Origin of the sequence: Roseovarius sp. A46 (assembly GCF_004126395.1) — a bacterium.
Lineage (GTDB): Bacteria > Pseudomonadota > Alphaproteobacteria > Rhodobacterales > Rhodobacteraceae > Roseovarius > Roseovarius nitratireducens.
This window is the reverse complement of record NZ_PVWS01000036.1, coordinates 1-20,413: the sequence shown is the minus strand read 5'-3', so window position 1 is coordinate 20,413 and position 20,413 is coordinate 1. Positions and strand designations below refer to the sequence as shown.

At 61.5% G+C, this 20,413-nt stretch carries 14 protein-coding genes and 6 pseudogenes; 9 read left to right on the top strand and 11 right to left on the bottom strand.

Annotated elements, in window-relative coordinates; genetic code table 11:
• Positions 1-2: 2 nt before the first annotated feature.
• The 4 genes from C6W92_RS15290 to C6W92_RS15275 are packed head-to-tail and all read right to left on the bottom strand — an operon-like array spanning position 3 to position 5,878.
• Positions 3-1,253, bottom strand: a complete 1,251-nt coding sequence (locus tag C6W92_RS15290; RefSeq protein WP_206735548.1) for a sarcosine oxidase subunit beta family protein — start codon at positions 1,251-1,253, stop codon at positions 3-5.
• Positions 1,250-1,912, bottom strand: a complete 663-nt coding sequence (locus C6W92_RS15285; RefSeq protein WP_129434686.1) for a TetR/AcrR family transcriptional regulator — start codon at positions 1,910-1,912, stop codon at positions 1,250-1,252. Before C6W92_RS15285 ends, C6W92_RS15290 begins: the two co-directional genes overlap by 4 nt.
• Positions 1,913-1,919: 7 nt before the next feature.
• Positions 1,920-3,473, bottom strand: coding sequence for a trimethylamine methyltransferase family protein (locus tag C6W92_RS15280; RefSeq protein ID WP_129434685.1), 1,554 nt, complete (start codon positions 3,471-3,473; stop codon positions 1,920-1,922).
• Positions 3,470-5,878, bottom strand: a complete 2,409-nt coding sequence (locus tag C6W92_RS15275) for an FAD-dependent oxidoreductase (protein WP_129434683.1) — start codon at positions 5,876-5,878, stop codon at positions 3,470-3,472. Before C6W92_RS15275 ends, C6W92_RS15280 begins: the two co-directional genes overlap by 4 nt.
• Positions 5,879-6,061: 183 nt before the next feature.
• Between C6W92_RS15275 and C6W92_RS15270 the strand changes: the two are divergent.
• Positions 6,062-6,729 (top strand): annotated as a pseudogene (locus C6W92_RS15270) (transposase); the annotation flags it as partial.
• 213 nt (positions 6,730-6,942) lie between these two features.
• Here C6W92_RS15270 and C6W92_RS15265 read toward each other — a convergent pair.
• Together C6W92_RS15265 and C6W92_RS15260 are read right to left on the bottom strand one after the other, a co-directional pair.
• Positions 6,943-8,379: a DUF6880 family protein gene (locus C6W92_RS15265; protein ID WP_129434681.1), complete on the bottom strand. Its 1,437-nt coding sequence runs from the start codon at positions 8,377-8,379 to the stop codon at positions 6,943-6,945.
• A 189-nt stretch (positions 8,380-8,568) separates the two neighbouring features.
• Complete coding sequence (locus C6W92_RS15260) at positions 8,569-8,781, bottom strand: hypothetical protein (protein WP_129434679.1); 213 nt, start codon at positions 8,779-8,781, stop codon at positions 8,569-8,571.
• 332 nt (positions 8,782-9,113) lie between these two features.
• On the opposite strand from C6W92_RS15260, the gene C6W92_RS18200 reads away from it, so the two are divergent.
• Entirely contained in the window at positions 9,114-9,503 is a 390-nt protein-coding gene (locus C6W92_RS18200) for a universal stress protein (RefSeq protein ID WP_129434677.1), read from the top strand.
• 149 nt (positions 9,504-9,652) lie between these two features.
• On the opposite strand, the gene C6W92_RS15250 is transcribed toward C6W92_RS18200, so the two are convergent.
• Both C6W92_RS15250 and C6W92_RS15245 read right to left on the bottom strand, forming a co-directional pair.
• Positions 9,653-10,213, bottom strand: a complete 561-nt coding sequence (locus C6W92_RS15250) for an IS3 family transposase (RefSeq protein ID WP_129434675.1) — start codon at positions 10,211-10,213, stop codon at positions 9,653-9,655.
• Positions 10,214-10,413: 200 nt separating this feature from the next.
• A complete protein-coding gene (locus C6W92_RS15245; RefSeq protein ID WP_129434673.1) occupies positions 10,414-10,815 on the bottom strand; it encodes a transposase in 402 nt (133 codons plus the stop codon).
• Between the two features lie 127 nt (positions 10,816-10,942).
• Between C6W92_RS15245 and C6W92_RS15240 the strand changes: the two genes are divergently transcribed.
• The 5 genes from C6W92_RS15240 (at position 10,943) to C6W92_RS15220 (ending at position 17,954) form a co-directional block, all read left to right on the top strand.
• Positions 10,943-12,294, top strand: a protein-coding gene (locus C6W92_RS15240; RefSeq protein WP_129434671.1) for an IS3 family transposase whose coding sequence is annotated in 2 segments (ribosomal slippage) — positions 10,943-11,279 and positions 11,279-12,294 — 1,353 coding nt in all. Because the reading frame shifts where the segments join, the coding sequence is not laid out codon by codon here.
• Between the two features lie 334 nt (positions 12,295-12,628).
• Positions 12,629-14,218, top strand: a complete 1,590-nt coding sequence (locus C6W92_RS15235; RefSeq protein ID WP_129434669.1) for an ABC transporter substrate-binding protein — start codon at positions 12,629-12,631, stop codon at positions 14,216-14,218.
• 85 nt (positions 14,219-14,303) lie between these two features.
• Entirely contained in the window at positions 14,304-15,287 is a 984-nt protein-coding gene (locus C6W92_RS15230) for an ABC transporter permease (RefSeq protein WP_129434667.1), read from the top strand.
• Positions 15,284-16,228: an ABC transporter permease gene (locus C6W92_RS15225; RefSeq protein ID WP_129434665.1), complete on the top strand. Its 945-nt coding sequence runs from the start codon at positions 15,284-15,286 to the stop codon at positions 16,226-16,228. Before C6W92_RS15230 ends, C6W92_RS15225 begins: the two co-directional genes overlap by 4 nt.
• Before the next feature lie 4 nt (positions 16,229-16,232).
• The gene (locus C6W92_RS15220) at positions 16,233-17,954 is read left to right on the top strand and encodes an ABC transporter ATP-binding protein (protein WP_129434663.1); all 1,722 of its coding nucleotides are present in this window, start codon (positions 16,233-16,235) and stop codon (positions 17,952-17,954) included.
• Positions 17,955-18,331: 377 nt separating this feature from the next.
• Here the strand turns inward: C6W92_RS15220 and C6W92_RS15215 are convergent.
• Positions 18,332-18,601: pseudogene (locus C6W92_RS15215) on the bottom strand (integrase core domain-containing protein); the annotation flags it as partial.
• Positions 18,602-18,737: 136 nt separating this feature from the next.
• On the opposite strand from C6W92_RS15215, the pseudogene C6W92_RS15210 reads away from it, so the two are divergent.
• Both C6W92_RS15210 and C6W92_RS15205 read left to right on the top strand, forming a co-directional pair.
• A pseudogene (locus C6W92_RS15210) lies at positions 18,738-18,869 on the top strand (IS110 family transposase); the annotation flags it as partial.
• 153 nt (positions 18,870-19,022) lie between these two features.
• A pseudogene (locus tag C6W92_RS15205) lies at positions 19,023-19,355 on the top strand (IS3 family transposase); the annotation flags it as partial.
• 62 nt (positions 19,356-19,417) lie between these two features.
• Here the strand turns inward: C6W92_RS15205 and C6W92_RS18010 are convergent.
• Both C6W92_RS18010 and C6W92_RS15195 read right to left on the bottom strand, forming a co-directional pair.
• Positions 19,418-19,558, bottom strand: a pseudogene (locus C6W92_RS18010) (transposase); the annotation flags it as partial.
• A 176-nt stretch (positions 19,559-19,734) separates the two neighbouring features.
• Positions 19,735-19,947 (bottom strand): annotated as a pseudogene (locus tag C6W92_RS15195) (transposase); the annotation flags it as partial.
• Positions 19,948-20,413: the final 466 nt, after the last annotated feature.

Below are 20,413 nucleotides of genomic sequence, written 5' to 3'. Positions count from 1 at the left end.
TGTCAGTGGGCGATGCCCGATCCCGCCGCTTCGTCGATGAGGCGGCCCCGGGCAAAACGATCAAGATCGAAGGGGCGGCTGATCTCGTGATGCTGCCCCTTTGCAAGAAGATGCGCGAGCAGCCACCCGCCTGCCGGGATGGCCTTGAACCCGCCGGTGCCCCAGCCGCAATTCAGGTAGAGCCCCTCGGGGCCGGCCGGGCCGATCACGGGGGAGCTGTCGGGCACCACATCGACGACGCCGGCCCATTGTCTGAGCAGCTTGAGCTGCGCAAAGGCCGGGAACATTTCTAAGAGCCCGGACAGCACGGTTTCCTGAGATGGCAGGTTGCCGCGCTGCCCGTGGGTCGGCACTCGGTCGAGCCCGCCGCCGATCACCAGCTCGCCCTTGTCCGATTGCGATACATAGGTCCCCGTGCCCAGATAGAGCAGGACGATATCCAGCATCGGTTTGACCGGCTCGGAGACGAAAGCTTGCAAGGCGTAGTTATGTATCGGCAAACGCACCCCGGCCATGGCCGCGAGGCCGGGCGTTGCCCCCGCTGCCGCGAGGCCGACGCGGTCGGCCCGGATCGTTCCCATGTCGGTTTCGACGCCGGTGATCCTGCCGCCCTCGATCAACAGGTCGGTGACGGTGCAGCCCTCGATGATATCCACGCCCATGTCGCTGGCACCACGGGCATACCCCCAGGCCACGGCATCATGGCGTGCCACACCGGCGCGTGACTGCCAGACACCGCCCATGCAGTTGTAGCGCGCATCGGCCGTTTGATTCAGCAGCGGGGCCCGGAGCAGGGCTTCCTCGGCACCGATCAGCTGGCCATCGACACCGTTGATCTGCATCGCATTGGCGATGCGTGTGCAGATTTCCATCTGCATCGGCGTATGCGCCGCAATCAGCATCCCCCGTTGGCTGAGCATGACGTTGAAGTTCAGCTCCTTTGACAGCCCTTCGTAGAGCTTCAGCGCGAGGTCATAGAGGGCCACGCTCTCCGGGTAGAAATAGTTCGAGCGCACCGCGGTCGTGTTCCGGCCCGTATTGCCGCCTCCGATCCAGCCCTTTTCCAGCACGGCGACCCGGCGCATACCGTGGTTCCTGGCCAGGTAATAGGCCGTGGCCAGACCGTGCCCGCCTCCACCGACGATGATCGCATCATAGGCCTCTCGCGGCTTGGCCTTGCGCCATGCCGGGCGCCATCCGCGGTGGGCGCGAAGCCCCTCGGTGGCCAGTGAAAAGGCGGAGTAACGCTTCATGATTGCTCCACGGTTCGGGCAAATTCGATAAAGGAGTCGATCTCCTGTTGAGAGGGCTCTACCCCGGTGAAACATTTCAGGTAGCCCTCGACCCGCGATACACGTGTCGCGAGCGTCTCGGACAGTTCCAGTGCGTAATAGCCGATCTGCTGGTAATAGAGGACGCGGGCCCGGATATCGGCATCTTCGGGGCTGTAACCGAACCGTTCGAACATCCGCGTGAGCGCCTGATGGCGTATCTCGTCGCTGCGCGCGATGACCTGGCTCACCCTGGCATCGCGCCGCGCCCATTCCCGCACGGCGAAATCGAGACGGTAATCGAACCCGTCCGGCGCGATGATGCAGCGAAAGAAGTTGCACACGGCTTCGGTGATCGTTGCAGCGGGCATCTCGGCGTACCGCACCACAACATCCGTGTTCTTGCGCTTCCACTCTGCAAGCAACTGGTTCAGCAGGTCCTTGCGGCTCTGGAAATACCAGTAGAAGCTTGATCGAGAGACATTCAGCTTCTTGCCCAGCGTCAGGATTTTGACCTCGGACACACCGTGACGCACCAACAGCTCCATCGCCGCCTCCAGCCAGTCATCTCGCGTGACCTTCACGTTGCCGGCACTGGCCGTCTCTTCATTCGTCGAAAGTGTCTGGATCGGTCTTGTCATGGCATCCTCAGCTAACAGGGGCAGCACCGCCCATTGCGCTACGCTTTGCCACATATGCCCTCAGCCCGTCCAGCTTGCCGGGGTCTGCGGTTTTCGGGGCGCGATGATCCTCGACGATTTGTTTCCAGATGCCGACCGCCCGTTCCGACGCGCTCAGAGCGCCGCGCTCGCTCCATGTGCCATAGTTCGAAAAATCCGCGACAAACGGTTGGTAGAACTCGGTCTGATATCGCTGCATGGTGTGCGCGGAACCGAAGAAATGTCCGCCCGGCGGCACTGCGTTTAGCGCATCGCGGGCAATGTCATCCTCTCCCGCAGTGGTCGGTGCGCAGAGTTCGGCCATCATCTGCACCGCTTCCAGATCGGTGATGAGCTTCTCGAACGACACCGTCAGACCACCCTCCAGCCAGCCCGCCGAATGGACGACCATCGTGGCACCGGCCAACAGGCAGCCCCACAGACCAAACTGCGTTTCATGCGCGCCCTGTGCGTCGTTGACATTTGCCGCCGATCCGCTGGCACAGCGCCACGGCAGGCCAAGATGCCGGGCCAACTGTCCCGCCCCGAGCGAGGCCTTGAAATGTTCGGGCGTTCCAAAAGCGGGTGCGCCCGATTTCATGTCGACATTCGAGGTGAACGTGCCATAGCAAACCGGCGCCCCCGGCCCGGCAAGCTGGGCGAGCGTGATCGCCGCGAGGGCCTCGGCATGGCCGAGGGTCAGCGCACCGGCCACGGTGATCGGTGCCATCGCTCCCATCGCCGTAAAGGGCGTCACGACGGACATCTGCCCGTAGCGGGCGAAATCTATCAGCCCCTGCGCCATCGGTATGTCGATCTGGCGCGGGGAATTGGTGTTGATGATGGTATAGCAATGTGGCTCCGCCGCCAATCCGTCATCCGACAGACCGCGGAAATCGCGCAGCATTTCAAAGCTTTCCGTCACCTGCGGCGTGCCCCACGCAAAGACAAAGGGCAGTTTGTCCGTCAGTCCCAGTTGCCCTTGCATCGTGAAGTAGTGGCGCAATTCGGGCGCAACGTCCTGCGGCTCGACAAGGGGCGGGATCATGTGCAGCACATCGAAATGATCCGTCAGCTTGAGCAGATCGAGAAAATCTTGCCCCGTCGCCGTTCGCCGCCCGCGTTCATGATCGGTTGCATAGGGCGCTCCTGCACCCGGAAGAAAGGCCAGATTGCCCAATTCCAGCGTCACATCGCGCGCGGGCGCGCCGGCGCGGCAAAGGATCGAGCGCGGGGCCTTCGCCAGTGCCGCCTCGACGATTTCGCGCCCGATATGAACCATTTCGGTCTCATCGTCGATACGCGCCCCGGCCGCGCGAAAAAGCGCACGCGCCTCGGGCAGCAGAACCTTGACCCCCAGCTCTTCCAGCACCGAAAGCGCCTCGGTATGGATCGCTTCGACCTCGTCCTGCGAGAACACGGTTTGCAGCGTGAACGGGTTGCGCAACTGGTTGTAGTTCACCACGCGCGCCGAACGGCCCCCGGCGGCGCTGCTGCGCCGCCGCCGCCCGCGCCGGTCCTTTTCGCCCGCCGTGCGTGTCATCCGCGCATCGCCTTGCCCTGCGGGTCATAAGGCGACGGGGCGATGACCCGCGCCGCGCGCTCCTGGCCAACGATATGGGTGGTCAGTTCGGTCCCCTCGGCGGCGCTGTCGCGGTTCAGCATCGCCATCGCCAGCGACTTGCCAACGGTGTGGCCATAGCCTCCAGAGGTGATGAACCCAACGCGCCTGCCGTCTTTCCAGACCGGCTCGAACCCGCTGGCGTCGGCGTCATCGGCATCGACTTCGAGCGTGACGATCAACTCGCTCGGCTCCCCGCCGTCGCGCTCGGCCAAGGCGGCCGCGCGGCCAACGAAATCGCCTTTGTCCCAGTCGATCCAACGGTCCATGCCCGTCTGCGCCGGAGTATAGCCCTGGGTGAACTCCGCCGACCAGATACCGAAGGATTTTTCCAGTCGCAGCGACAGCAGCGCATTGAAGCCGACTTCGCGCAGCCCCAGTTTGGCCCCGGCTTCCAGGAGCATCTTGCGCAGGGTGATATGTTCCAGTGCCGAGCAGTGGATTTCAAAGCCCGCCTCACCGGAAACCGACAACCGCCCGACTTTGGCCCGGATCAACCCGAAATCAAACGTTCCGCAACCCATGAGGGGCAACTGGTCAAGTGACCCGTCGGTCAATTGTTTCAACATCTCGAGGCTATTGGGACCCGCAATGCCGAAGCCCACGGTCGCATCCGATATATCGCGGATGGCAACGCCATCCTTCATGTGGTCCTCGAACCAGCGCATGTGCCACTCACGCAGATAATACGACCCCATGATCCAATAGCTGCCGTCGCCCCAGTTCATGATCGTCAGGTCGCCCTTGAGCTTGCCGGTCTCGCTCAGCATCGGGGCAAGCCGTGCGCGCCTTGGATCTGGCAGCTTCGAGGCCATGATCCAGTTCAGCCAGCCTTCCGCCTCGGGGCCTGTCACCTCGAACCGCGAGAAGCCGGAAATATCCAGAAGCCCGGCCGCCTCGCGCACTGCCTTGCATTCCTGTGCAACGATCGGGAACGCGTTCGAGCGTTTCAGCGTGGGCGTTTCCTCGAACGCGGGTGTCGGAGCGAAGTAGAGCGGCAGTTCCAGGCCATAGCTCGCCCCCCAGCGGGCGCCGGCGGCGGACATGTCGGAATAGCTCGGTGAGACCTTCATCGGGCGTCCGGCGGGCAGCTGCTCGTTGGGGTAGGTCATCACGAAACGCCGGGTATAGAACTGGCCCGTGGTTTCCTTGATATACTGCTTGTTCTCGGCAAAATCGCCATAGCGGGCGACATCCATGCCGAACACATCCGCCTCCGGTTCGCCATGGATCATCCATTCCGCCAGGCTCTTTCCGACGCCCCCACCTTGCAGGAACCCGGCCATGACGGCGCAGGCGCACCAATACCCGGGCTTGCCGCGCACTGGGCCGACAAGCGGATTGCCATCCGGTGAGAAAGTAAAGGCCCCGTTAACCCAGGTTTTCACGCCGACATGCTGCAAGGCAGGATAACGTTCGAACCCAAGGATCAGCTCTTTCTCGATCCGATCCGGGTCTTCCTGCTGCAATTCGAACCCGTATTCCCAGGGCGCGCCGTCCATCATCCAATGTTCGTGATCGACCTCGTAGATCCCCAGCAGGATCCCTTTCTGGTCCTGACGCATGTAGGTGAACCCCTCAAGATCCACGACCAGCGGCAATTCCTTGTCCAGTTCGGCGACCTCGGGGATCGTGTCAGAAATCAGATAATGGTGGTTGAGCGGGGATACCGGCAGTTCGATTCCGGCCATGCGGCCGACCTGCTTGGCCCACAGGCCCGCGGCATTGACCACATGCTCGGCCTGGATCGTTCCCTTCTCGGTGACGACTTCCCAGCCGTCTCTGGTCTGGTTCAACTCCCGCACACGATTGTGCTCGATAACCTCGGCCCCGTACTTCTTGGCTGCACCGGCATAGGCATGGACCGTGCCTGTCGTGTCGATATAACCCTCGCGCTCGGCCCACATGCCTCCCAGGATGCCGTGTGGCGACATGATCGGGCACAGGTCCGCAGCCTCTTCAGGGGTGATCAGATGCACATCTTCAATGCCGATGGACTGGAACGTGCGATAAGCCGATTGCAGCCATTCCCAACGGTCGGGCGTGCCAGCGAGCGTCATGCCGCCCGTCATGTGCATACCGACCGACTGTCCGCTTTCCTCTTCGATCTCGGAAAGCAGGTCTATCGTGTAGGCTTGCAGGGACGCAATGTTTGGGTCCGCATTCAGGGCATGGAAACCGCCAGCCGCATGCCAGCTCGACCCGGCGGTCAGAACCGACCGTTCGACGAGGCAGACATCCGTCCACCCCATTTTTGCAAGATGATAGACGACGGATGCCCCAACGACACCGCCCCCGATAACCACAACGCGATAATGCGATTTCATAATGCCCCCCCCTGACTTGGCTTAAAGGAGATAATAAACCTATTGGACAGTTATGTCCACTGTCCGTCGTCAGGGTTTTGAGCCAGTTGGCGGCCTAGTCTAACAAGCTGCTGAAAAAGGCCGGTCTCGACGCGGTTTCGAGAACATGATTCACCTACGGCACGGCAGTGGCGGAGTGCGACGATGCGCGGGACGGACGAGGCGAGCGGATCGCTGTTCAGCTATGTGGGGACCTTGAGGAGCGGGTTCCTTCGGGTCATCCGCTTTGCAATATCCGGCAGATCGTGAACGACGTGCTTGCAAGCTTGGATGCCGGGTTCGCCGCGCTCTAAACCGATTTCGGCCGCCCCTCCATCGCGCCGGAACGGCTGATCCGGGCCAGTCTTCTGCAAATGCTGTTCCCGATCCGCTCGGAGCGGCAACTGATGGAGCAGATGGACTACAACCTTCTGTTCCGGTAGTTCGTCGGGCTCGGCATCGATGATCCGGTCTGGGTCCCGACCGTGTTCACCGAGAGCCGCGACCGGCTGCTGACCACCGACATGTCGCGCAAGGTGATGGCCGCGATCTTGGCGCACCCTTCGGTCAAGCCCCTGCTGTCGGACGAGCACTTCTCGGTGGACGGCACCCTGGTCAGGGCCTCGGCGTCGATGAAGAGCTTCCAGCCAAAGCACAGCCCGCCGCCACTGATCGACGAGACCTCCGCAGATACCGACCAGCAGTCAAAGCAGACCGAGACCCAGCCGATGCCCGATACGCCCCGCCAGCCTCGCAACGCCGAAGTGGACTTCCGCGGCGAGAAACGCTCGAACGCGACCCATGCCTCTGTCTTGGACCCGGATGAGCGGCTCCCCAGCTTGGGTTCTCAACGTGAGATTGGATATCAACTAACGCTGTGTGGACGTGCAACCCTTGAATTTAGTGGGACAAACCTGGCCGATGACAAGAGAACGTTTGCCATAGGGGCGCACAGCCAGCGTTAGCATGCCCAGCACGATCGCCAACTTTTGGCTGCACACCGGCCATTCGCTGCGCGGTCCATGAACGGCGGTTGAGGGCCAGAATCACGCATCGACCAAGCGCCAGAACCCGTGTTTTCGCCGGTGGTCTTGCTTGAGCCGCTCAAGGAACTGCGCATGGGGTGGATGGTCGCCATAATCCTCGATGGCGGCATCGCAGGAGTGGCATTCGGCCAGATGCCGCGCCGCGTGGCGATAACGCTTTGACTTTCCTCCGGTCAGCGTATCCATAACCATGGCGCGACGCATCAGCGTGGCAGCGAGCGGATACTCGGCCTCGAGGGCATCGGCTGCCGTCGTAAGTGTGTGATAGGAATTTCCGTCCAGGTTTTCGGCCCGCGCCACCACGATGCGCGCGGCGCGTTGATGGGCCGGCCAATCCACGAGAAAGCTGATCGCCGCCCCCAGGTGTGGATAGGCCTCCGCAAAATCCAGCGCAGCCTCTTCGGCTTCAATGTCGTCGAAATCAGGTAGCAGGGTCAGATATTTCCGAAGGGCAATCGCGCTGAGGGTATGCTCAAACGTCGCCCACAGATGGGCCTTCAGTTCATCCGTCTTGCCTTGCCGCTCGAGGCATTCTTCATAGACCCTGTCGAGATCATACCGGAACATTCGGAATGGCTTTCCGTCCTCGACGGCGCGGGAACGGATGACAATGTCATAAGCTTCGTCCACACGCCCCGCGTCCAGCAAGCGCCGGGCTACGTCGGGGGCGATGGTGCCGTAGGTCAGTTGTTCTTCGGAATAGCGGGCCATGTAAGCGTCGACATCCCCCTGAGCGTCCGCCACATCGGCCAGGATGATTGATCGCGTGACCTGCTTGTTGCGGCGCACGCTGTCTTCGGCGGACGACATGAGGCCGTAGCCGCGGTATTGCTCAAGCTCGTGCTCGGTTGGTGGCGCGTCGGCCCAAGCCTGCGTGATCCCCTTGAGATGTTCCAGACCCTCCTCGCCCAGAATCTCCGCCGTCGCGGGAATGATGCCGTCGAACTCGCCGTAGCCCGCATCCGCAACGGCTTCGAGAATGCGCTCAGCGAGGGCGGTGCGATCCTTGGACACCTTGGGGGCAATCTGCGCGATCAGGTCCACCGCGTCACGAAAGACATCTCCGATAGAGCCGTTACTGTCATCCGTGCGTTCGTGGATCGAGGGGGCCAGTTGCAGGAAAGACCAGAGCAGTTCGAAGGCTTCGTCCGGGTCCTGCGGGGCGATGCTGGTTTCGATCAGTCCCAACAGCCCCTCGAGATCCTTCACCAGCGCCCTTTGCTTGCGCCAATCGACAAAGCTGGTTGCGCGTCGCAACGAGGCAAAGCGCTTGCGCAGATCGGCGGCAACTTCCCGAGGGCCCTGGGCCGCGCTCAATGCCATGCGTGCGCGCCGCTGCAGAGCGGCGTTGCCCTGCACCAGATCCATGATCAGAGCGGCGAGCGTCTCTGCGCCCAGCTTTTCGAGATTGGCCTGGTTCAGGGTCTTCTTGGACATGGTCAGTAAAAGGCCTCATTGCCGTATATTTCGTGGAGCATGTCGTATGGGTTGTGCCGTGGCAAGCAGCGACGACCGGTTAAGCGGGGTGGGCCAAGGAAGCCGAGTGTCGGCCCTGGGCTGGAGGCCGCCTGCAACCGCGCCCTGACGGTCGGCACCGTCTCCTAGAGGTGGTCGCGGAAATTCGGATCAGTTGTTAAGTTGGATCGCATGACGAGAGAGACGATCCGAAATGACGAAGAGAAAGACGCATATTCGACGCTCCGTCGCGCCGACGACACGCTCGCGGCGCCCCTTCGCAATGCCGGCATCGAGGTTTCTCTCATCGGAGACTGCATGTCGCCGCGAAACCAGATCGGCGCCATTCACGAAGGTCATGCCGTCGGCAAGGCTCAGGGACATCTTGAGCGTCGGCGCTGGTTATAACTTTCTTACGGAAGGCGGAAATTCGCGCTCCCGGTTGCGATGGTGCTGGTTAAAGTGGGCGATCCGGGTCGGATAATGGATTGGAGACCGACGTATCCATATTATCGTGGCGGGTAATGGGGGTAGTCAACGCGCGTGGGCAGCGGTCTGGCCTATCGGTAGTCGATCCGTTCCTGTTCTCCAGTTGCTGCGCACAAGACGTCTATTCTCGCTTCGATCAGACCGCGATGGATCTATGAAGCGCCAAGGCCGAAAAAATCCTCTTGCCGTGTGACTTGTCGGCAAAGGAAGGAGCGAGTTGCTCCACGATGACGCCCCTCGTCCGGTCGGTGCGGTTGATCTTCTTGGCATCACACGGCGACGGCCTCTTAGGCCTCCTGCTCGGATCAACCGCAACGCAAGTCGTCCGCCATGCCGAAGGCATTGTCGCGATGCTTTGTTGGCGACGAGCTGGATTGCTCGCAGTCGTACTCCCGTTCGCACGCTATCTTCCACGGCACTTCCGAGAGTGGTTACAATTACATGATACCGGACCAGCTCGATCAAAAAAACGGGCCAGCGCGCAGCTGGCCCGAGTCGAGGCAGTTGAAGCGGTGCAGGCAGCACCCTTCGAGCAGGTGAGGTTTAATACAGGCAAAACCTCGTGGGTTAGCATGACGATATCAAACGACTCTGCAACAAGCACCGGGGCTTGCTGAACAACGGGGCTCTTGGAGGTCACGGGGTGCCGGTTTCGGTGCGGTGTCAGCTCCCGCGTCCCTCGACATTCTCGGACCTGGTGGTGAGGCCAAGCCTGGCACCGGCAGGAGGTTGCTGTCCTCACGCTGCGCGGCAGCGCGGAAGTGAGCTACTCCCCATCTCTTGGACAGGATATGGCGTAAATTGAGCTACTCTTTGCACCAGTTGATCGGGTTGAGTTTCGTCTTTTCTCAGCCAATAGACCATGGCAGGTGGTCTGCCGCCAAGGGCTAAGTGTGGGCGTTGGTAGTTGTAGTAGGTCGTGGCGCAGGGTCAGGCCCTTGGCCACGTCCGGCCCCACACCGCCAAAGTGGCTGGTGACGCCCTGGCGGACCGGCTCCAGCGCCTCCCACCGGCTTGCGCTCGACGAGGCATGGGTGCCGATGAATTCGCCCGAGCAATGATCGGCTGCGATGAACACATAAGCGCGCCCCTCACCAGTGGTGACCGTCTGGGTCATGTCTGTGCCCCAGACATCGTCAACCCGGTCGGTGACGATCGTGCCATCGTGCGGATGGGTGTCCCGCTGAACGGGGCGCGGCGGCGCGAGGAGATCATTTGCCTTCATGACACGCAACACCCGGCGCGGAGCCGTGCGCACGCATTGCGCCCGCAGCCGAGCCCAGACCTTGCGATAGCCCTCGCCGGAAAAGGGGGAGGCGGCGATCACGGCCTAGATGTGGAGCAGCAGATCGACATCACTGCAGGCGCCCTTTGGGCTGCGCCGTCGTGGTGGGCGCGACGCATTGGCGGCCCCGCCACCGGCGGCCGGGCCACGACGACGGTATACCGTTGCCCGGGGCGCATCCCAGATCCTGCATACGCGAGATATTCCGAAGCGACGGCGGGTGGAGATCGAATGCGTCCGACTCATTTCTTCGATCTCCGCCGGGCCAAAGAGCGCCCGCCCTCCAGCTTGTCGATCTTGGCGTAAAGGAGCTCGTTATCCATGGTGATCTCGCCCACCTTGGCCTGCAGCCGCGCGATCTCTTCATCCCGTGCGTCGCGCTCGCGCTCCTTGAGCGCGCTTTCCGCCCCCATCAGGACCTTGTCACGCCACTCCGTCAGGCGGTGAACGGGAACGTTCTCTTCCCGAGAGACCGCGTCGAGGCTCTCGCCTCGCATAAGCCGCTGAACCGCCGCCAGCTTGCGTTTCGCCGAAAAGCGCTTCGCACCACCGGCCACGACCCCGCCGTCGCCAGCGTTGTGGGCGCGCGCCGCCAAGGTCGTGGCCTCCGTCGCGCCAGATGTCGAGCTGTTCTTGTCTTCCATATCCTATTCACCTTCGGTCGGAAAATAGCGCTGCGAACTGTCTTGTCTGACGTCAGCGCCTATGGGACAGCTTTGATGTTTTCGTAATGGAGGATTTCTGGTTCATCGCAGCCACCAAGGAGCGAAGATGAACAAGAAATCCGGAACATCGAAGGACGCAGCCGACAAGCTGGTCAAAGGGATCAAGCGCAAGACGCGCAAGCAGTATTCTGCGGAAGAGAAGATCAGGATCGTGCTGGCGTGCCTGCGCGGCGAGGATAGTATTGCCGCGCTGTGCCGCCGGGAAGGCATCAGCGAGAGCCTGTATTACACGTGGTCGAAGGAATTCCTCGAAGCGGGCAAGCAACGCCTCGCCGGGGATACAGCCCGCCAGGCGACATCGCCTGAGGTTAAGGAGCTGCGCTCGGAATCGGCTGCACTCAAGGAGGTCGTTGCCGACCTGACTCTGGAAAACCGGTTGCTCAAAAAAAGCATGATCGGGGATGGGGAGTGCGAGGCATGAGGTATCCTGCATCGGAAAAGCTGGAGATCATCCGCACCGTCGAAACCTCGCATCTGCCCGCTCGTCAGACGCTGGCCATGCTCGGCATCCCACGCACGACCTATTACCGCTGGTATGATCTCTGGTCCGAGGGTGGGCTTGACGCGCTCAAGGACACGCCGTCCCATCCGGGGTCTGTGTGGAACCGCCTCCCGGATGAGACCCGGGCGGAGATTATCGAGTTCGCGCTCGAGCATGAGGATCTGACACCCCGTGAGCTGGCGGTGAAATACACAGACGAAAAGCAGTATTTTGTCTCGGAATCATCGGTTTACCGCATCCTGAAGGCGGAAGACCTGGTCACGGCACCGGCGCATATCGTGATGAAGGCGGCCAATGAGTTCCGGGACAAAACCACGCGGCCCAACGAGCTGTGGCAGACCGACTTCACCTATCTGAAGGTGCTGGGTTGGGGGTGGTTCTACCTGTCGACCATTCTCGACGATTACAGCCGCTACATCATCACCTGGAAGCTCTGCGCAACCATGAAGGCCGAGGATGTGACTGCCACGCTCGACCGGGCGCTGGAGGCTTCAGGATGTGACTGCGCGACCGTTGTCGCCAAGCCAAGACTTCTCAGCGACAACGGCTCGTCTTACATCGCGGGGGACTTGGCGGATTATCTCGACGAAAAGGGCATGGATCATGTCCGAGGCGCGCCATACCACCCCCAAACACAGGGCAAGATCGAGCGGTGGCATCAGACCATGAAGAACCGTGTCCTGCTGGAGCATTACTTCCTGCCCGGTGATCTCGAGCGCCAGATCGGGGCCTTCGTCGAATACTACAACAACCAACGCTACCACGAGAGCCTTGGAAACCTGACACCGGCCGATGTCTACTTCGGCCGCGCTGAACGGATCCTGAAACAGCGAGAGGAGATCAAACAGAAAACCATGATCAAGCGGCGCTTGCGCCACCAAACGGAAAACGCATAACATCAATCAAGGATGAGCCAGAGCCTCCAAACGGAAAACCGCTCACGCGTCCCAAATTATCTGACGACGGACACATCAGGTCGCAGCAGCAAGGGCCGCCGTCTTGGATGGCAGACTTTCAAACAGCCACTTCAACGCAGCTTGATCCCCAGACCTTTTTTACTCCCACGCGCCATCCGGGGCCGACCGCCGCACGAGGGATCTTGAATTCGGCCGAAGGGATCGTCTAGCGTAGCGAGACGAAGTTGCTACACTCGGCGGCGAATGATTGGGCGATGCGAGTCGGTATTCGTGGTCTCGCCGGGGTGCGGCTTGAGGGATGGGAGGAGATCCAATGTTGAAGAGAAAACTTGCGGCCGCGACGGCCGTGGCGACACTGTCCGTCGGCGTTGCGGCGCAGGCCGAGACGTTGCGATGGGCTTTTCAGGGCCAGCTCAATGCGCTGGACCCCTATACGCTGAACGAGACCTTCACGCTCGGCCAGCTCGGCAACGTCTACGAGGGGCTGACACGGCGGGCCAAGGACCTGTCGATCCAGCCCGCGCTGGCGACCGAATGGGAGATCGTGGAGCCGACCCGCTGGCGCTTCCATCTACGCGAGGGAGTGAAGTTCCAAAACGGGAACGACTTCACCGCTGACGACGTGATCTTTTCGGCAAAGCGCGTGCAGTCGCAGAATTCGGATCTCAAGACACGCCTGCCCGACGGCGTGAAGGTCGAGAAGGTGGACGAGCACACCGTCGATTTCGTGTTGGAGCGGCCCAACCCGATTCTGCCCTATGAATGGGACACCTGGTACATCATGGACAAGGAGTGGGCCGAGGCGAACAACGCGACCGAAGTCGTCTCCGCCTCCGACCGCTCCGACAACCAGGCCGCGTTCGAGGCCAACGGCACCGGCCCTTACACGATCGACAGCCATGAACCGGGCGTGAAGACAATCTACAAGGCCAATCCGGATTGGTGGGACGAACGCACGGGCAATATCGACGAGGTGATCTTCACCCCGATCGCGCAGGACAGCACGCGCGTTGCCGCGCTGCTTTCGGGCGAGGTCGATCTGGTCGACCCCGTACCGGTGCAAGACGTGGCGCGCGTTGAGGCGAACCCGAACACCGACGTGCTGATCGGGCCGGAGCTCCGGACCATCTTCCTCGGCTTCAACACGATGCGTGACGAACTGCCGACCTCGGACATCAAGGGTGAGAATCCGTTCCGCAACGCGATGGTGCGCAAGGCGTTCTACCAAGGCATCAACATCGACGCGATCAAGCAGAAGGTAATGCGCGGCATGTCCGAGCCTTCCGCGCTGCTGATCTCGCCGCTACTCTACGAGCGCGGCGACGAGTTCAAGCGGCACCCCTACGACCCGGAGGCCGCGAAGAAGATGCTTGAGGAGGCCGGCTACCCGGACGGCTTCACCGTCGGCATGGACTGCCCGAACGACCGTTACGTCAACGACGAGGCGATCTGCCAGGCGGTGGCCTCGATGCTCGCCAAGATCGGCGTGAAAATCGATCTGAACGCGCAACCCAAGGCGCAGTATTTCGGCAAGGTGCTGGCCACAAACGGCTTCGACACCGATTTCTACCTGCTCGGTTGGACCCCGTCCTCGATGGACAGCTACAATATCCTGACCAATCTGTCCGGGTGCCGCGACGAGACAGGCAAGGGAAGCCCGTTCAATCTCGGCGGCTGGTGTAGTGAAGATGTCGATGCGTTGGCCGACGAGATCCTCGTCGAGAACGACCAGGACAAGCGCAACGAGCTGATCTTCCAAGCCTTCGACATTATGCACGAGCAGGTGTCCCACATCCCGCTCCACCAGCAATCGCTGGCTTGGGGCAAGTCCAAGGACCTTGAACTCACGCAGCGCGCGGACAATCAGGTGCTGTTCAAGTGGATGACGAAGACTGCGAAGTGACATCCTTGGCCGAAAGGCTGGTATGAAACCGCTCTCCTGCTTCGGCGGGGGAGCTTCCATCCGCACCGCAACGAGGTAGATTCGCGTGCTCGGCTACATCCTTCGCCGCTTCGGCCAGTCCGTACTGGTGCTTCTCGTGGTCGGGCTCATCGCCTTCACGATGTTCCGCTACATCGGCGATCCGGTGAACCAGATGGTCGGCGTGGAGACCAGCCCCGAGGAGCGCGATGCGCTGCGGGAGCGGCTGGGCCTCAACGATCCTATGCTCGTCCAGTACGGGCGCTACATGCTCAACGCCGCCCAGTTCGAGTTCGGCATTTCCTATCAGTTCAAGGAGCCGGTCGACAGTCTGATCCTGTCCCGCCTCCCAGCCACGCTGGAACTGTCGATCGTCTCGGCAATTTTCGCGCTGCTGATTGGGATGCCGATGGGGGTTTATACCGGCATTTATCGCGACTCCTGGCTCTCGCAGATCTTCATGACCTTGTCGCTGATCGGGATCTCGCTTCCGACGTTCCTGGTCGGCATCCTGCTGATTTTCCTGTTCGCCGTGAACCTGCATCTGCTTCCGAGCTTCGGTCGCGGCGAGACCGTGGATTTCGGCTTCTGGCGCACGGGGCTTCTGACCACATCGGGGTTGCTAGCCGTGATCATGCCCGCGATCACGCTGGGCCTGTTCCAGATGACGCTCATCATGCGTCTGGTGCGCTCTGAGATGCTAGAGGTGCTCAGGACCGACTACATCAAGTTCGCGCGCGCGCGCGGTCTGACCTCCCGTGCGATCTATTTCAGCCACGCGCTCAAGAACACGCTCATCCCTGTCATCACCATCACCGGCCTTCAGCTCGGCTCCATCATCGCTTTCGCCATCATCACCGAAACGGTGTTCCAGTGGCCGGGCATGGGGCTCCTGTTCCTCCAAGCGGTGCAGAACGTGGATATCCCCATCATGGCCGCATACTTGCTGCTGATCGCCTTCCTGTTCGTGCTCATCAACCTAATCGTGGACATTCTGTACACTGTCGTCGATCCGCGGGTTCGGGTTGGCGGTGGGTCGGAGGCGGGATGACCGAATCCAGCCAGCTCCCGCCTGAAGAGCGCAAGGGCCTCTTGGCCCGGGGCGCCGACAGCGACCTGCTGCACTCCTTCCTCCGCTCCAAGGTTACGATCATCGCAGCGATCGTCACCGCGATCTATTTCCTTGGCGCGTTCCTCGCGCCCCTGATCGCGCCGCACAACCCGTTCGATCTGATGAAGATCAGCATCATGGACTCGCTGATCCCCCCCGTGTGGGAGGAGGGTGGCCAGCAGACTTTCGTGATCGGCACCGACGACCAGGGCCGGGATCTGCTGTCGGCGATCATGTACGGCACGCGAATCTCGCTGTTGGTCGGCTTCGCAAGCGTCGCGCTGGCCGCGGTCATCGGCATCACGCTCGGGCTGGTCGCCGGCTATCTCGGAGGGATGGTCGATGCGGTCATCATGCGCATCGCCGACGTGCAACTCGCCTTTCCGGCGATCCTGATTGCGCTCCTGATTGACGGCTCGGTCCATTCGGCGATGGAGGTGACGCGCGAGCAATCCGCGTTCTGGGTACTGGTGGTCTCCATTGGCCTGAGCTTCTGGGTGCAGTACGCGCGCACCGTGCGCGGCTCCACCATGGTCGAGCGCAACAAGGAATACGTGCAGGCGGCGCGGGTGATCGGCGTGCATCCGATCCGGATCATGATCCGCCACGTCTTGCCCAACGTCACCGGCCCGGTGCTGGTGATCGCGACCATCAACCTCGCGCTCGCCATCATCACCGAGGCGACGCTGTCCTATCTCGGCGTCGGCATTCCGCCCACACAGCCATCGCTTGGCACGCTGATCCGCATCGGCCAGGACTTCCTGTTCTCTGGTGAGTGGTGGATCACCATCTTCCCCGGCATCGCGCTGGCGGGTCTCGTGCTCGCGGTCAACCTGCTGGGTGACTGGCTACGCGACGCGCTGAACCCGAAACTGAGGTGATCGGATGTCCCTGCTTGAAATCCGCGAGCTCACGGTCGAGTTCCCCAGCCGCCGCGGCAGCTTCGTTGCGGTCCGCGACGTGGATCTTGACGTGAAGCGAGGCGAGATCCACGGCCTCGTGGGCGAGTCCGGGGCGGGTAAATCGACCATCGGCAATGCCGTCATGGGGCTGCTAGAACCACCGGGCCGCATCGCGTCCGGGGAGATCTCGATTGACGGCCGCCGGGTCGAGGCGCTCAAGCCCGAGGAAATGCGCAAGGTCCGCGGCAAGACCGTCTCGATGATCTTCCAGGACCCACTTGCGTCGCTCAACCCGCTCTACTCGGTGGAGCATCAGCTCGTGGAAACGATCCGCGAGCACAAGCGTATGAGCGAACGGGAGGCGAAGGCCTATGCGATCGACCTGCTCGACCAGGTCGGCATCCCCAACCCGCAGGAACGCATCCTCCAGTTCCCGCACCAGTTCTCGGGCGGTATGCGGCAGCGCGTGGTCATCGCCTTGGCGCTTTGCCCGGACCCGGATCTGGTGATAGCGGACGAGCCGACGACGGCGCTCGATGTCTCGATCCAGGCGCAGATCCTTGACCTGATCCGCCGCCTGTGCACCAAGCGCGACGTGGGCGTGATCCTCGTCACGCACGACATGGGCGTGATCGCCGAGACCACGGACCGCGTGGCGGTGATGTATCGAGGCCGCATCGTCGAGCGTGGGCCGACCGCAAAGGTGCTGGGCGACCCCGACCACGACTACACCAGAAGCCTGATGTCCGCCGTTCCCCGGTCTGACAAGCGCCTGTCCCGCTTTCCGACCGTCACCTATATCGAGGGCCCGGTCCGGGAATTCGAGGGCATCGATCTCGATCATCACTGGCTCGGGCGGAACCGGCGGGCACAGTCGGAGCGCGGCGGCGACCTCGTCGCTTTGAACGACTTGCAGATGGACTTCACGACGCGCCGCTCGATCCTGCCCAGCAACCGGCGCTACCTGCGCGCGGTGGACAACGTGACGCTGGGCGTGCGCGAGGGTGAGGTGTTCGGCCTCGTCGGCGAATCCGGCTCGGGCAAGTCCACCATCGCGCGCCTGATCGCCGGACTCTACCGCCCCACCGGGGGCGAGATCCGCTTTGACGGGACCGACATCACGCATATGGCGTCGGGACGGGCACGGCGTCCCTACCAGCGCCAGATGCAGATGATCTTCCAAGATCCCTACTCCTCGCTGAACCCGCGAATGCGCGTGGGCGAGATCGTGGCCGAGCCCATCGTCCATCACGGCCTCGCCTCGAGCGGGGAGGAGCGCCGCGGCATAGTCGGCGACCTGCTTGAGCATGTCGGCCTAGGTGCCGAGGCTGCGCGAAAGTACCCGCACGAGTTTTCCGGCGGCCAGCGCCAGCGCATCTCTATCGCCCGCGCGCTCGCCACCCGGCCGCGCTTCCTGATCTGCGACGAGCCGACCTCCGCCCTTGACGTGTCGATCCAGGCGCAAATACTCAATCTGCTCAAGGATCTGCAGGAGGAGCTTGGCCTGACCCTCTTCTTCATCAGCCACGACCTGCCGGTAATGCGGCAGATGTGCCACCGTATCGGCGTCATGCAGAACGGGCGCGTGTGCGAGATCGCGGAAGCCGAAGCGCTGTTCGAGGACCCTCAGCATGACTACACCAAGCATCTACTCAGGCTGATGCCGAAGCTGAAGACGATGGACAAACCGCAGATGCTGCGCTGAGCCGGGCGCGCGCCGTTACATCCGAATTCCGCCGCGACCTGTACCGCAACCCCGAGCTTCTGTATGACGTGTCAACGGCGGAGTAATAACCGACCGATGGGCGGCGCAGTGATGCAGATCAATTATGCCGGACACACGATCCCGGTGACCGACCCGGGCACAGGGCCTCAGCATCGCGCACAAATCTTCGGCGCGGTGACCAAGGCAATCGTCTGCCCGTCTCACTGATTGCTACATAATCAACTGCCGGGTAACGGACAATCTCAAGGCCGCCGTGGCCAAACCGCTCTGGTTCGAGCCGTCCCTGACGGGGTCGTGTCGCGAAGTTGGTGGAAATTTGTAAGGTGCGGTTGCTCGCGGGACATCCCGTTTGTTGATTATAGCTTTTCTCTGAGCGCTTCGTAAGGCGTCTTTCCGTTGTGCGCGCCGTGCGGTCTGTGGAAGTTGTAGAAGCGTTCCCATTCGCCCAGCTTTGCTTCGAGATCGACATCGCCTTTGTAGCTGAGTAGCTGGTAGAACTCCTGCCCATCCGACCTGTGTGACCGTTCCACCTTACCGTTCAGCTGTGGCGTACCGCGCTTGATGTAGGCATGGCGGATGCTAAGATCCTCGACATGCCAATGGAATTTCGCTTGGAATTCATGGCCATAGCACGTCGGGAAAATGGGCTGCCGACGGGTTATGGCCACGCGCGCAGCCGCCAGATAGCGCAGCGTGTGGCCATAACCGGGTCTCAGGTCTCAACAGTGGTTTTGCACATCCATACCGCTGAGGAGACCGGCTATGACCGCCACCCATTCTATCGCGCCGACCCTGTTGGTCGCCATCGACATTTCCAAGCATCGCCACGAAGTGCTGATCGGCATTCCGGGCAAAAAGCGCCGCCGCCGCATAACCATCACCAACACGCTGGACTGGGTGCATTGGTACAATGAAAAACGCCTATACGGCCCGCTCGGATATATCTCACCCGCAACAGCAGAAAGGAACTTCTACAACGCAGAACTCACGGCTAAGATCGACGCTGAGTGACCAACTCCAACCTCTCCGGTAAACCCGGTCTGGTTCAAACCCAAGCATCGGGTCATGATCCATTCGGATCAAGGTTCGCAATTCACCAGCCGCGAGTGGCAGACGTTTCTCCGCCAACACAATCTGGAAGCCAGCATGAGCCGACGTGGGAATTGCCACGACAACGCGGTCGCCGAGAGCTTCTTTCAACTCCTGAAACGGGAACGCATCCGACGGAAAACCTATCAGTCTCGAGATGCAGCCCGACAAGACGTGTTCGAATACATCGAGATGTTCTACAACCCGAAACGCAAGCACACGAACAACGGCATGCTGTCGCCCGTTGACTTCGAAGCGAGACAGCAGAAACTGAACGAGGCAGGTGTCTAGAAAACTAGGGGCACCTCAAGGGCCAGATCCGCCCCTGCCTCACGAACCTTGGCAGGCGTCGCAAACTGCGCCTTCCATGTGTAAAGCGACTTGGTGCTCACACCCAACCGCTCGGCCACCTCGCTGACCGCATAGCCGCGATCGACAATCTGCGCCACAGCGTCCTTTTTGAACTCATCCGTAAACCGATTTTGCGATGACATCCGCGCTTCTCCTTGGTTCCAAAATCACCAAGCAAAGCGTCTACAAATCTAGGGGCACCTCACTAACCTAAACACTTCGATGCCGGTGGCACTCGCGGAGACGGAACAGGATAGTGCCCCTGGCCGTGGTGTAGGAACTGGCTTCCACCTGCTTCTTCATAGCTGGTGTTGCTCGTTCACTGAGCGGCGATCATCGCCGCCGCTTCGGTATCGTTGCACATGGCGGTCAGCTTTTCCACCGGCATGTAGCGGCGGGAGACGGCCCACTCGTCATTCTGCTCGAGCATGAGCGCGCCGACGAGCCGGATCACGGCCTCGCGGTTCGGAAAGATCCCGACGACGTTGGTCCGTCGCTTGATCTCCTTGTTGACGCGCTCCAGCGGGTTGGTAACCGGTATGAAGATCCCGGTGCCAATGTTCGGCCTCGATTCTCGGATCAGGGTGTATGGTGCGACCATCCGGGACAGAGGCGCCGGGAGCACGAATGTGCGGGCAGGCCGCTCCTATAGCATGAGCCGAGAGCTCGAGTTAGTAGCTGGCCGCCTCTGCGACTCGCCCGGTTGCGCTGAGAGCGCGAATCCGTAGTTGTCGTGTCGCCCGCCGCTCCCGCTTTTTGTCACTGACAAGGGAGGCGCATATGCGGCGCGTGATCGGAATAGACATCCACCGAACCTTCGGAGAGGTGGTAATCTGGGAGAATGGTCTGACCAGACATGGAGGCCGGGTCGAAGAGGTGGTTCGGTTTGTCTGAACAGCTACGTGGCGTTTTCTAAGTGGATTTCCGCATTGGTTATGCCGCTACCGCTTCGGACGCCGGCGGTTTGAAGTAGGCCTGATCGGGGGTTCTGCCGTCAA

Coding starts and splice junctions, on each gene's coding strand:
- C6W92_RS15290 (WP_206735548.1), bottom strand. CDS start 1,253: ATGAAGCGTTACTCCGCCTTTTCACTGGCCACCGAGGGGCTTCGCGCC.
- C6W92_RS15285 (WP_129434686.1), bottom strand. CDS start 1,912: ATGACAAGACCGATCCAGACACTTTCGACGAATGAAGAGACGGCCAGT.
- C6W92_RS15280 (WP_129434685.1), bottom strand. CDS start 3,473: ATGACACGCACGGCGGGCGAAAAGGACCGGCGCGGGCGGCGGCGGCGC.
- C6W92_RS15275 (WP_129434683.1), bottom strand. CDS start 5,878: ATGAAATCGCATTATCGCGTTGTGGTTATCGGGGGCGGTGTCGTTGGG.
- C6W92_RS15265 (WP_129434681.1), bottom strand. CDS start 8,379: ATGTCCAAGAAGACCCTGAACCAGGCCAATCTCGAAAAGCTGGGCGCA.
- C6W92_RS15260 (WP_129434679.1), bottom strand. CDS start 8,781: ATGTCCCTGAGCCTTGCCGACGGCATGACCTTCGTGAATGGCGCCGAT.
- C6W92_RS18200 (WP_129434677.1), top strand. CDS start 9,114: ATGACGCCCCTCGTCCGGTCGGTGCGGTTGATCTTCTTGGCATCACAC.
- C6W92_RS15245 (WP_129434673.1), bottom strand. CDS start 10,815: ATGGAAGACAAGAACAGCTCGACATCTGGCGCGACGGAGGCCACGACC.
- C6W92_RS15235 (WP_129434669.1), top strand. CDS start 12,629: ATGTTGAAGAGAAAACTTGCGGCCGCGACGGCCGTGGCGACACTGTCC.
- C6W92_RS15225 (WP_129434665.1), top strand. CDS start 15,284: ATGACCGAATCCAGCCAGCTCCCGCCTGAAGAGCGCAAGGGCCTCTTG.
- C6W92_RS15220 (WP_129434663.1), top strand. CDS start 16,233: ATGTCCCTGCTTGAAATCCGCGAGCTCACGGTCGAGTTCCCCAGCCGC.